11 protein-coding genes are annotated in these 12,689 nt (G+C 44.8%); 9 read left to right on the forward strand and 2 right to left on the reverse strand.

Annotated features, from left to right (window positions below):
• Window positions 1-241: 241 nt before the first annotated feature.
• From ACYQ4O_RS10395 to ACYQ4O_RS10435, 9 genes are all read left to right on the forward strand, one after another.
• Window positions 242-1,843: an ABC transporter substrate-binding protein gene (locus ACYQ4O_RS10395; protein WP_460175543.1), complete on the forward strand. Its 1,602-nt coding sequence runs from the start codon at window positions 242-244 to the stop codon at window positions 1,841-1,843.
• A gap of 17 nt (window positions 1,844-1,860) precedes the next feature.
• Window positions 1,861-2,841 carry an ABC transporter permease gene (locus ACYQ4O_RS10400; RefSeq protein WP_277031130.1) on the forward strand — a complete coding sequence of 327 codons (981 nt, stop codon included), beginning with the start codon at window positions 1,861-1,863 and terminating at the stop codon, window positions 2,839-2,841.
• A gap of 8 nt (window positions 2,842-2,849) precedes the next feature.
• Window positions 2,850-4,061 (forward strand): amidohydrolase, encoded by a 1,212-nt coding sequence (locus ACYQ4O_RS10405; protein ID WP_460175544.1) that lies wholly within the window; start codon window positions 2,850-2,852, stop codon window positions 4,059-4,061.
• Between the two features lie 2 nt (window positions 4,062-4,063).
• The gene (locus ACYQ4O_RS10410) at window positions 4,064-5,023 is read left to right on the forward strand and encodes an ABC transporter permease (RefSeq protein WP_460175545.1); all 960 of its coding nucleotides are present in this window, start codon (window positions 4,064-4,066) and stop codon (window positions 5,021-5,023) included.
• Window positions 5,020-6,060 carry an ABC transporter ATP-binding protein gene (locus ACYQ4O_RS10415; protein ID WP_460175546.1) on the forward strand — a complete coding sequence of 347 codons (1,041 nt, stop codon included), beginning with the start codon at window positions 5,020-5,022 and terminating at the stop codon, window positions 6,058-6,060. Before ACYQ4O_RS10410 ends, ACYQ4O_RS10415 begins: the two co-directional genes overlap by 4 nt.
• Window positions 6,044-7,069 (forward strand): ABC transporter ATP-binding protein, encoded by a 1,026-nt coding sequence (locus ACYQ4O_RS10420; protein WP_460175547.1) that lies wholly within the window; start codon window positions 6,044-6,046, stop codon window positions 7,067-7,069. Before ACYQ4O_RS10415 ends, ACYQ4O_RS10420 begins: the two co-directional genes overlap by 17 nt.
• 126 nt (window positions 7,070-7,195) lie before the next feature.
• On the forward strand, window positions 7,196-8,350 hold the full coding sequence (gene lptF / locus ACYQ4O_RS10425) for an LPS export ABC transporter permease LptF (RefSeq protein ID WP_460175548.1): 1,155 nt from the start codon (window positions 7,196-7,198) through the stop codon (window positions 8,348-8,350).
• A complete protein-coding gene (gene lptG / locus ACYQ4O_RS10430; protein ID WP_308514527.1) occupies window positions 8,347-9,483 on the forward strand; it encodes an LPS export ABC transporter permease LptG in 1,137 nt (378 codons plus the stop codon). The genes lptF and lptG overlap by 4 nt, the downstream gene beginning before the upstream one ends.
• A 165-nt stretch (window positions 9,484-9,648) precedes the next feature.
• Window positions 9,649-10,635 carry a DUF362 domain-containing protein gene (locus tag ACYQ4O_RS10435; protein ID WP_460175549.1) on the forward strand — a complete coding sequence of 329 codons (987 nt, stop codon included), beginning with the start codon at window positions 9,649-9,651 and terminating at the stop codon, window positions 10,633-10,635.
• A gap of 99 nt (window positions 10,636-10,734) precedes the next feature.
• Here ACYQ4O_RS10435 and ACYQ4O_RS10440 read toward each other — a convergent pair whose 3' ends face one another.
• Together ACYQ4O_RS10440 and ACYQ4O_RS10445 are read right to left on the reverse strand one after the other, a co-directional pair.
• Window positions 10,735-11,952, reverse strand: a complete 1,218-nt coding sequence (locus tag ACYQ4O_RS10440; RefSeq protein WP_460175550.1) for a M20/M25/M40 family metallo-hydrolase — start codon at window positions 11,950-11,952, stop codon at window positions 10,735-10,737.
• A gap of 150 nt (window positions 11,953-12,102) precedes the next feature.
• Window positions 12,103-12,603: a MarR family winged helix-turn-helix transcriptional regulator gene (locus ACYQ4O_RS10445; RefSeq protein ID WP_302944647.1), complete on the reverse strand. Its 501-nt coding sequence runs from the start codon at window positions 12,601-12,603 to the stop codon at window positions 12,103-12,105.
• Window positions 12,604-12,689: the final 86 nt, after the last annotated feature.

Below are 12,689 nucleotides of genomic sequence, written 5' to 3' on the forward strand. Positions count from 1 at the left end.
ACAGGACAGTGAAACGCCTCCACGCCGATGATAGTGAGTTGTATTTCTTGCGAAAGTAGGTAGCCTCCGGGCTCAATTATTTAAAACAGACCCTCGAAGTCATTACGGCTCCGAGGGTTTTGTCTTTTGGGAAACCGAAATAGACGATCGCTTGAAAATAATATTATGTTTCTGTTGAAATATAGTGTTTCAGTGTTATAAAAATGATCGTTCTAAAACCAATAAAAATATCGGAGTACCCATGTTTAAAGTTAAATTAGCATCTGTTTGTTTAGTCGCTGCTGTTGCGGCAACTTTCTCTGGGGCATCATTTGCTGAAACTTTTAAGTGGGCAAGCCAGGGAGATATTCTTACCTTTGATCCTCATGCTCAGAATGAAGGACTTAACAGCGCTGCTAACTCTTATGTATACGAAACTCTTGTCAATTTAGGCAAAAATTCTGAAATCATTCCTTGCTTAGCAGAGAGCTGGTCAAAAGAGCCGGGTGGCTTCCTTTTCAAGATTCGACCGAACGTTAAGTTCCATGAAGGTCAAATTTTGTCTCCTGAAGACGTTGTTTTTTCTATTAAGCGTGCCCTTCATCCGCTTTCTCAATTCCGTACATACACTGCCGGAATTCTTGATGCAGAGGTACGCCCTGACGGACAAGTGTTTATTAAAACCTCTACTCAGAGTCCTGTTATTCTCAACCAACTCACCCACTTGCGTATTCTTAATAAGAAGTGGGCAGAAGAACATAACGTTGTAAATCCTCAAAATTACGTCGAAAAAGAAGAGTCCTACGCAGCACGCAATGTTAATGGTACAGGCCCGTTCAAACTCAAGAGCCGTGAAGTAGATGTTAAGACAGTATTTGTGGAGAATCCGGATTGGTGGAATAAAGCAAATAAGGTCGGTAACGTAACAGAAGCTATCTACACTCCTATTAAATCAGCTGCCACTCGTACCGCCGCTTTGCTCTCCGGCCAAGTTGACTTTGTTTTAGATTTAGCACCTCAAGATGCTCAGAGATTAAAACGCAATGACAAAGTTAAGTTAGTAGAAGGGCCTGAACTCAGAGTGTTGATGATTTCCCTTGATCAATACAGAGACAAGTCCCCTTATGTTCGAGTAGACGGTAAAGCCACTGACAAGAACCCTTTCAAAGATGAAAGAGTAAGAAAAGCTCTATACCAAGCAATTGACATTCAGACTTTGAAGAGAACGGTCATGCGAGGTTCAGCAATTCCGACCGGCTCAATTATTCCTCCTAATGTCGCAGGTTGGACTCCTGAACAAGATGCTCGCCATCCTTATGACGTTGCAGCCGCCAAGAGGCTTCTAGCTGAGGCCGGATATCCAAATGGTTTTGAATTTACCTTGGATACTCCGAATAACCGCTGGGTTAATGATGAGGCTATTGCCAAAGCTTTAGCGGGCATGTGGGCAAAAATTGGCGTCAAAGTTAATGTTAACGCCATGCCTAGAGCCAATTACTTCCCGAAAGTCTTAAGCTTTGATACTTCTGCAGGTATGGTAGGTTGGGGCTGCAGTACTCAGGATGCATTGTTCAGCATACAGTCCTTAGTTTCTACATTTGATACGAAGAAAGGTAATGGTCTTTCTAACATCGGAAGAGTGTCTGACCCTGAAATTGATCTTCTCGTCGAGAAGATTAAAGTTGAATCCGATCCTAAGGTTCGCAATGCTGATATTGCCAAGGCCTTGAAGATTATTAGTGATAAGGTCTATGAGCTTCCTCTGCATACTCAGCTCATCACTTGGGGTATGGGGAAGAACATTGATGCGGAAATTCGCTCTGACAACAGACTTGAAATCGATAAAGTAAAAGTTAATAAATAATCTGAAAGATTTTTTTGATGTTTGTATTCGTTGTAAAACGAATGTTTCAGGCGATTTTCGTGATGTTGATCGTCACTCTTATCGCGTTCCTTTTATTTCAGTTCGTTGGCGACCCTGTCATGCAAATGCTCGGACAGGAAGCTACCGAAGCAGATAGAGAAGCACTGAGACATTCTTTAGGTCTAGATAAGTCTATTTGGGAACAGTACGCGGCATTCGTAGGAAAAGCCGCGCAAGGTGATTTCGGAGTTTCTTTGAGACAAGGAGCTCCGGTATCAGAATTGCTGAAGGCAAAAATGCCTGCCACGATTGAGCTAGCGTTTTTCTCTGCTTTTGTTGCAACTCTTGTAGGGATTCCTTTAGGCGTTTTCGTTGCTTTGAAGAGAAACTCTCTTATAGCAAAGTGGCTGATGGGGCTTTCTTTGATCGGCATTTCATTGCCGACTTTCCTCATTGGTATTTTGCTGATTTTGGTTTTTTCCGTCTGGTTAGGATGGCTGCCGTCCTATGGAAGAGGCGATACAGTAGCTTTTGGCTGGTGGACTTCCGGCCTCTTTACCAAAGATGGAATTCTTCACATTATCTTGCCCGCTATTACGTTAGCTGTTTTCCAAATTGCACTGCTGATGAGATTGGTCAGAGGAGAAATGCTCGAAGTGCTGAGGACGGACTACATTAAATTTGCTCGGGCCAGAGGAATCTCGCAGCGTTCTATTTATTTCCGCCATGCTTTGAAGAATACGCTTCTTCCCGTTATCACGATTACCGGATTGCAATTGGGAGGAATTATTGCTTTCTCTATTGTGACGGAGACAGTGTTTCAGTGGCCGGGAATGGGGCTGCTTTTTATTCAAGCAGTCCAATTTGCAGATATTCCCGTAATGGCGGCTTATCTCTGTCTCATTTCTTTTATTTTTGTTGTGGTGAACCTTATTGTGGATCTGCTCTATGTGGCTGTGGACCCACGTCTCAAGATTGACGGTAAATCACAAGCGTAAGGATTAAGATGTTTGTTTCTCAAGAACCCGTAGTAGATCTGAAAAAAGCTTCAATTCCTCTAATCGAATCATGGAAAGATGAATTTAGAGAGATAAGACAGGATTTTCATCGGAATCCTGAAATTGGTTTGGATACTCCAAGAACTTCTAAGAAGATCGCAGATTTTCTTCGCTCCTATGGCGTGGATGAAGTTCATGAAAAGATCGGAGGCTGCGGTGTCGTAGGAGTAGTTTACGGCTCTTCCAAAGAGGGCGCCTCATTAGGATTGCGTGCTGATATCGACGCTCTTCCGATGAAAGAAATGAGCGACCATGATCATGTTTCTTGCTTAGGAAACAGAATGCACGGATGCGGGCATGACGGCCATGGAGCAACTCTCTTAGCGGTTGCCAAATATTTAGCTCAGACAAGAAACTTTGTCGGCAAAGCGATTTTGATTTTCCAGCCCGGGGAAGAAGGATGGTCGGGTGCAAAAGTCATGATGGATGACGGTCTTTTTGAAAGATTTCCGGTACAAGAAATTTATGCCTATCACACTGCTTCTGCTCTTCGCCCCGGAGAGCTGGCTTTGAATTACGGAGCAATGCAGGCAGCTGCCGACGCATTTACTCTTACCATTACAGGAAAAGGCGGCCATGGGTCTCGTCCGGAAAATTGCAGTGATCCTATTGTTGCTGCAGCTTACATTATTACGGCCCTTCAGACTTTAGTTTCCAGAAACGTAAGTCCTTTGGATTCTGCTGTAGTTTCATGCGGCTCGATTCATTCAGGAGATCCTCTAGCACAAAGTGTGATTCCTAATTCTTGCCAGATAGTCGGAACTACTAGAACCTTTAAGCCGGGAACCAGGGATTTGATTGAAAAACGTTTAAAAGAAGTTGCTGAGAATACGGCAGCTGCTTTTGGGTGCACTGCTGTCCTCGACTATGACAGAAAGTATCCTCCTCTTATTAATAGTGAGGAACAGGCCAAAGCAATTGCCGATGTCGGAGCTGAACTGGTAGGTGAAGAAAATATGAAAAGAAATTACCCGAGAGCAACCGGCGGTGAAGATTTTGCCTTTATGGCCGGAGCGGTTCCCGGTGCTTATATTCGAGTAGGACAGGGTGGCGCTCCTGCGCACAACGGATACTTCGATTTCAACGATGAAATTATTCCCCTAGCCGCTACTTTGTTAGTAAAAACATTAGAAAAAAGATTTAAAGATTTAGCAGGATAAGAATGCCTAATACTCAGACAGACAGCCTTTTAACCAGACTTAAATTGCAATTCCTTAGATTTTGGGATTCCGATTTATGCTGGCGATTTAGACATGCTCCTGTCATCATCCTGAGTTTTGTTATCGCAGCAGGAATGATTCTGTCTGCCGTATTTGCAAGTTGGATTGCGCCCTACAATCCGTTCGATTTGGCATCATTTGATCTGGCAAATGCTTTCCTTCCTCCTGCTTGGGAGGAGGGCGGCTCCCGCGAGTTCCTTTTGGGAACGGATGATCAGGGAAGAGACATGCTTTCAGCAATTCTTTACGGATTGAGAGTCTCTCTTGAAATCGGTCTTTCCTCCGTGTTTATTTCGGTTGTCCTCGGTATCTCCCTGGGTCTTCTTTCAGGTTATGTCGGAGGAGTGACAGATGCAGTTATCATGCGCTTCTGTGACGTTATGCTCAGCTTCCCGGCAATTCTTTTAGCTTTATTGATTGACGGCGTGATTCGGGTAGTTTTGCCGGAAGGAACTCATGACGAGGCATCTTATGCTGTACTGATTTTTGCCATTTCTTTGTCGGGCTGGGTTAAATATGCGAGAACTGTCAGAGGTTCGACTTTGGCGGAAAAGAAGAGGGAATATGTGCAGGCCGCGCAAGTATTCGGCGTGAGTTCTTTGAGAATCATGTTTACTCATATCCTCCCTAACGTTTTAGGTCCGATTCTCGTCTTGGTGACGGTCCAGATTGCTACCGCCATTATTACTGAGGCTACCTTGTCCTTCCTGGGGGTTGGGGTCCCTCCTACAACGCCGTCTTTAGGAACGCTCATCCGCATCGGCAACGAGTTCTTATTCTCCGGTGAATGGTGGATCACCATCTTTCCGGGTTTAACTCTGATCGTGTTTGTTTTAACGATTAATCTTCTCGGCGATTGGCTGAGAGATGCTTTAAATCCAAAGCTTCAAGGACAGTCATGACAGAAAAGAATCCATTGGTGGAAGTGAAAAATCTCAGAGTTGAGATTCCCACAAGAAAAGAACTCCTTATTGCTCTGGATAATGTGAATCTAGAGATATATCCCGGAGAAATCCTCGGTGTAGTCGGAGAATCCGGCGCGGGAAAGTCTATGACCGGCAATGCCATTATTGGATTACTGGATCATCCGGCCCATGTCAGCGCAGGAGAAATATGGGTTAACGGTAAACGAGTAGATAATCTATCTGAAAAAGAGCGTTCAGCGCTGAGAGGAAAAATCGTCGGTGCGATTTTCCAAGATCCGTTAACAAGTTTGAACCCGCTGTTTACCGTAGGAGAGCAGCTCGTTGAAACAATTGTCACGCATAGAAGTCTTTCTGAAAAAGAAGCTCGCGAGGAGGCGATAGAGCTTTTAAAGAAAACGGGGATTCCGGCGGCTGAAAAACGAGTCGATGATTATCCTCATCAATTCTCCGGAGGCATGAGACAGCGTGTTGTCATTGCCTTGGCTTTGGCGGGAGACCCGAAACTGGTGATTGCCGATGAGCCGACGACAGCATTGGACGTTTCAATTCAAGCGCAGATTATTGATTTGCTGAAAACTTTGTGCAAAGAAAAGGGCACTGCCGTGATGCTTGTTTCTCATGACTTAGGCGTCATCGCTGAAGCGTCGGACAGAGTAGCTATTATGTACGCGGGAAGGTTAGTCGAGATTGGAGAAACCAAAGCCATCATTCATTCTCCGTTGCATCCCTACACTTCCGGCTTGATGGGAGCAATTCCGAAAATCGGAGAAGATGCCGAGTTCTTAACTCAGATCCCAGGTCACATGCCGCGGCTCAATGAAGTGCCTAAAGGCTGTGCATTTCATCCGCGCTGTCCTTTGGCAGATGAAAGGTGTATCGGAGAGAGACCTCAGATGGAATCTGTAAATAATGTGATGGTCGCTTGCTGGAAGTCTCGCAGTGAAGAAATTGCGAAATACAGAACTCAGCCTTACTACATCAGAAAGGAACTAGCCGATGCACGTAGAAGCTAAAACCCAACAGAGCGTTCTAGTTAAAGTTCAGAACATCGGAAAGTATTTTGATGTCTCCGCTCCTTTGCTAAACCGACTTATCGAAAGAAAACCGAAAACTATTCTGAAGGCGGTTGACGGTGTGTCATTCGAAATCCGAAGAGGAGAGACCTTGTCCTTGGTAGGTGAAAGCGGATGCGGTAAATCCACGACAGCGAGAATGCTGGTTGGTTTGCACAAACCAACCTTCGGCCGTGTAGAAATTAACGGCTTGGATATGGCTAACGTTAAAGGAAAGGATGCCAAGGAGCTGCATAACAAGATTCAGATGATCTTCCAAGATCCATACGCAAGTTTGAATCCCCGTTGGAGTGTCGGAAGAATTGTTGCCGAGCCTATCATCGCTCAGAAAGTCCTTACTGATAAAAAGGAAATTCAAGACCGTATCGATTCCGTTCTTTGGTTGGTGAACATGTCACCGGAAGATAAGTTTAGATATCCGCACCAGTTTTCCGGAGGCCAGAGACAAAGAATTTCGATTGCTCGCTCAATTGCCATTCACCCGGAGTTCATTGTTTGTGATGAGCCAACTTCGGCTCTGGACGTTTCTGTACAAGCTCAAGTTTTGAACTTGATGCAGAATCTTCAGAAGGAAATCGGTCTCACTTATTTATTTATCTCTCACAATCTTTCTGTGGTACATCACATCAGCGACCGCGTCGGGGTGATGTATTTAGGACGCTTGGTTGAACTTGCCGATAAAAAGACTTTATTTAACTATCCTCTGCATCCATATACTCAACTTTTATTGGATGCGATTCCGGATATTAGAAGCGTGGGCAAGCCTAGAAAGAAAATCCAAGGGGAGGTTCCTAATCCGCTGGAACCGCCTGCAGGGTGCACTTTCCATCCTAGATGTCCCTATGCGAAAGATATCTGCAAAAAGGTCAAGCCTGAGATGAGAAAGGTAGAAAATATGGGTTCGATCGTTGAAGTTGCCTGTCATGCCGTCGGCAACTGGCGCAAATGAGTAATGCTTTGTGTATTTAATGAGATTCACTTCAAGCTTAAACTACTCAAGAAGGAAAGCACGAGGTAAACTAATAGTTTGTTTGAATCAGGGCTAACTGCTCTTTGTTGAGTCGAACCATAAACGATGATTTACCGCCGTGCTTTAATATCAGAATTACAAAATACTGCTGGAGGGGCGTTTACCGTTCTCTTCTCCATTGTGGTAACTATCGGGCTCGTACAAATTCTGAATCAAACCGCCGGAGGAAGATACGACAGTAACTCCATCTTGGAGATCGTTGCTTATTCTTCTTTGGTGAATTTGCCCCCCTTAATTACACTGGCCTTGTTTTTAGCCGTATTTATGACGCTGAACCGATCCTGGCGCGACAGCGAAATGTTTGTATGGTTCTCCGCGGGCGGGTGCAGTCTGGCAACTTGGATTCGTCCTGTTTTAAGGTTTTCTATTCCTATCGTGATTTTGGTAGGCCTTTGTTCCTTGGTTATTTCTCCGTGGTCCAGAGCCGAGCTTGCCGCCTATAAAGAAAGATTCGCGCAAAGAGATGACGTCACAAGGCTTTCTTCCGGCCAGTTTATTGAGGCCAAGAGCGGTAAACAGATTTTTTTCTTAGAGGCCGTCGACCAAGACAATAAAACGGTAGAAAGAGTGTTTATGGCTGAGCCGAGCCGAAGCGGCGCACAGACCGTTGTATCTTCCAAGAAGGGAAGAATTGAGGAGCATCCTAACGGTGACCGTTATGTCGTGCTCAACGATGGAAAACGCTATGAAGTACCTGCAAACGGACAAGATGCTCAGATAACGGATTTCGGGACATACGAGCTCAGACTGGATACCTCTCCAAGCAACGTGAAAGCGAATTTGAAAGTTGACTCCATGCAGCTTCCGGCTTTATTGGCATTGGTTCCTACTAACAAACAAGCTGTTGCAGAATTATTTTGGAGAATTAACTGGCCAATCGTGGCGGTTATTCTGGCTCTCTTAGGAATTCCTCTTTCTTATACAAACCCGAGAGCATTGAAGTATTACGGGCAGACCGCGGCTGTTTTGTTCTTTATTCTTTATTTGAACTGTTTATCTATCTTCAAGACTTGGATTATCAAGGGCGTCTTTGATATTTGGTCAGCGACGATTGTGATGAATCTGCCATTTATCGTGCTGGCTATTTTCTTGTTCTACCGATTAATGACAATGAATACGCGCCACATTGATACGATTGTCGTTAACTGGGTTTTAGCTCCTTTCAGAAAATTGAAGAGCAATAAGAAGGAGCAGGCATGAAAGTCTTAGGAAAATTAATTTTTAGCCAGGTGATTAAGAGCAGTTTATTTGTGCTCTTAGCATTGGTTGCTCTTTTTGCATTCTTCGATTTAATCGGTCAGTCAAGCAAGATCGGAACGACTTACAGCATTGGTCAGGCCTTTATGCTTACAGCCTTAGTGCTGCCGATGCGCTGCTATCAGGTTCTGCCTATTGCCGTTATGTTGGGGGCTATCTTTACGCTTTCCAGATTGGCTGCTACCAGCCAGTTTACGGTGATGAGAGTCTCGGGCGTCAGTCCGTGGAAGTTCGCTTCCATGCTGATGGTTCCGGGCTTAGTTATGGTTTTATTTGCCTACGTACTCGGAGAGTATGTGGCTCCTCCTGCGCACCGCTACTCCAAGGTCGCCAAACTTGACATCACAGGGGATTCTTTCAGCGGTAAGGATTTGGATTCCGGCATCTGGGTTCGCGATGTTGTTAGAGACGGAGACGGCAAACCGACCAGCATCCGCTTTGTGAATGTTTCCAGTCTTCGTCCTAATGAAGCTGCTTACGACTGGAAGATTTATGTCTTCAACCCGGAAGGAGACATGACTTCTATCGTGACAGCTAAAGAAGGGAGCTATTCCGAGAGCGAAGGTTGGGTTCTGACGGATGCAAAAGAAGAAAAATTACCGATTATTCCAAAGCAATCCAGAGAAGTTTCAAACGAGAAGGTAGAAGTAATTCATACACCGAGACTTGTTTGGGGTAAGCATCTTGATGGGAATATTTTCGGATTACTGATGGTTAAGCCGGAGTACATGTCTCTCCAGGAACTCTATCACTATGTTGAGTATTTGAAGAGCAACGGTCAGACCTATAAGATTTTCGATACTGCATTTTGGTCGAAGATGTTCTATCCCTTGGCCATTCTCGTGATGTTGGTCTTAGCGATGCCCTTCGCTTATCAAAGTGCGCGTGCCGGCGGTATGGCCATCAAGATTTTCTGCGGGATTATGATTGGTATTCTGTATTACGCCTTGAACAATATTTTTGCATTCATGAGCGTATTGCAAAGCGTGCCGTCCTTTATTTCTGCGCTCATGCCGTCGCTGATGATGCTGGTACTTGCGTCAATTGCAATGTGGTGGGTTGAAAGAAGGTCGTAATTCTTCCTCTTAGCTCACATTAAAACCGGTTTGGTGAGTACAGATAGAGGATTAACTTTGGAATAGTCCTGCATTTTTGGAACAGTTATACGCATAATCAGGCAGGACAAGTTTGTGTGTCTGCCTAAAATCCGAATTAACTGATAACTCTAGGAGAAATAGCCTATGACAAGCAAAGATAATTGCTGCTGCGGATGCGAAGGTTCATTTGTAAATAGTCCGGTTCTTACGCCTGTTATCGGTTCGAAGCGTGTCGAACCTGGAAAGTACAACGGTTCAGCAGCAAAGGTTTATTTCACACGCAAAATTGACGCTGAGCATCTCGTAAAGCTTTACAACCTTGTCAACAGTGAAATCTACGGAAAGGTGGCAATTAAGCTTCACACCGGCGAACGACATGGACCCAATATTATTCCCAGAGAAATGGTTCAAGGGCTTCAATCGACTATTCCAGAAAGCAGCATTGTGGAGACCAATACGCTTTACGACGGTGATCGCGTCACGACTGAGAAGCATCGCGAAACACTCAAGATTAATGGTTGGACGTTTTGCCCGGTGGATATCATGGATGAGGACGGCGACGCAAATCTTCCGGTTAAAGACGGCTTCCATTTGAAAGAAGTCGCAATGGGTAAAAATATCCTCAACTACGATTCGATGCTCGTGTTAACACACTTTAAAGGGCACGCGATGGGCGGCTTTGGCGGCTCCATGAAGAACATTGCTATTGGCTGTGCTTCCGGCAAAGTGGGGAAACGCCAGGTTCACGATGTGATGGGGGAATTGCCGGCTGACTGGAATGACTGGCCCGCTAAAGAACGTTTGATGGAACTGATGGCTGATTCAGCTAAAGCGACAATCGACCACTTCGGTAAACGCATTACCTACATCAATGTTATGCGCAATATGTCGGTGGACTGTGACTGCGCGGGAACGGCTGCTGCTAAACCTACAATCGCTGATATCGGCATTCTTGCTTCTACCGATATCCTTGCTATTGATCAGGCTTGTGTTGACTTGGTTTTCTCACATACCTCCGATAATCATGATCTCGTTGAGAGAATGCAAACCAGACACGGTTTAAGACAGCTCACCGCAATGGCGGAAAAGAAAATGGGCAATCCGCAATATGAACTGATTGAAGTTCTCTAATCAGTGAATCGTGGTTCTTCGTGAGCCGTAAGTAAGAAAGCTCGGAATTTCCGAGCTTTCTTGATCTCCGCCTCTAGGAACAACTAAGATTTTGACGCTTTACTTTTGTTCTGCTAGAAGTTCAAGGACTTTTCTTCCAAGCTCAATGCGCGGCTTAACGGAGGTCATATCGGACCATTCTTTTTCCGGATGGTGAAGATCTCCGCCGACTACTCCCATCGCACATGCTACAGCGGCGCCCGCGCCTGAGAATCGATTTCCGTCAGAAGCTCCTCCGACATCCATCCATTTAGGAGCCGGTTGTCCCAACTCTTTGGCTGCTTTATCAATAACATCTATAACTTTTTGAGATTTATCCGTATGGGCAAGAGCAGAGCTTTTTGCCACATATTTAAGTTCCGATGTTACGTCAGGAGCGAAGCCTCGTTTACAAAGATTCTCGATATCTTCAAGGACCGCATCACGAGTTTGATCATTGAAGAATCGGAAATCAAAGACTACGGTTGCGTCTTCTGCAATTGTGTTCGGAGTAGTACCGCCTTTAACTACATCTGCATTCAGCGTGACGTCTTTGTACTTAGAGGCAATGGCTTTAATTTCGGGAATAGCTATGGCCATAGCTTCAACAGCATTTCTACCGTCTTGCGGATTATTGCCGGCGTGAGCGGGTCTTCCGTGGAAGTTGATAGTGAGGAACATTGAACCTTTTCTTGAGCGGACGAAGCCATTGCCGGGACGGCCCGGTTCGTAGACGAGGGCTATGTCAGTTTTCTTCGCTTGTTCGTCCATGAAGGCACGTGAGGCCGGAGAACCGGACTCTTCACCGGGATTCACAATAACGGCAATCTTGAGTTTTTCTTGAGCTTTTTTAGGAATCTTCTTGCAAATCCACCAGACAGCATTCAATGAGCTCTTATCGTCAGCAACGCCGGCACCGTGAGCAATGTTATCTTTAATCGTTAAAGGATATTTGGAGGCGTTTCCAACTGCCTGAACCGTGTCCGAATGAACGGATAAAACAACGTCATAGTGTGTTTGATCGGGCGTATTTGTTGCGACGAGGGCCTTTCCACGGCCTTCACAGTCTCGTGTGGTGACCGTCCAGCCAATTGATTTAAAGCGGTTTGCAAGAATATTTGCTATCTGGTTTGCACCTTCTACATGGCCTGACTTGGAATCAATATCCATCAATTCTTTGAGTTCTTTGATGTATTGATTCATGTCAAAATCATCGGCATGACTAGAGTTTGCAAAGACAGGAACTGTTGGGACGGCAGCTAAAACACAGCCGGAAAGGAATTGTCGACGGCTTGTCATGAAGTTCTCCTTGGAAAGAAGATTGAGGATTGAACTTGATAATTATGGAAGAAAATTTTTAAGAATACGGAAAAAGGCTATGCGAATAAACAAACCTCCTAGGCTTATCACCTAGGAGGCCGGATGCTCGGTTTGAAGCGAGAAACTTAATTAGTGTTCTGCGGTCATCATTTCACGAACCGCTTTCTTGGCAATGTCTTCCATAAATTGCTGATTGTCATCTTTAAGATTGTCCGCAATCGTACGAAGGCAATGATCCAAAATAACGAGTTCGTTGGTTGTCAAGCCTTTAAGAGCTTTATGCTCCATGCTCTTTGAATTGGATTTGAGAGATTTTTCAATTTCAAGTCCTTTGTCAGTCAGAGCAACAAACTTACAGCGGTTATCATCCTTACTTGCGACTCTAGTAATAAATCCCTTGAACTCTAATCTCTGCATTAATCCTGTAATTGTCGGGTGAGACAGCATTAAAGCTGATTGAACGCTTTGCTGGGTCACGGGACGACTGCGATTTTTTAAGAGGAACAGCATCACACTAGCTTGAGAAGAAGTGATGTCAAGCTGGCTAAAATCGAGATTCCTGCATCTCTCCATCTGGTTATAGATGTACCGTAGCAGTCTTAAGGTTCCTTTTTCATAATGTTCATTCACAGCTTTCTCCACACGGGTGTCCGTAAAAGAAGACACCGCTTGTCCCTTCATTCATCACTGATTATAGGGAGCCTCCAAAGAACCAC

It is taken from the genome of Turicimonas sp. TL08 (assembly GCF_054660695.1).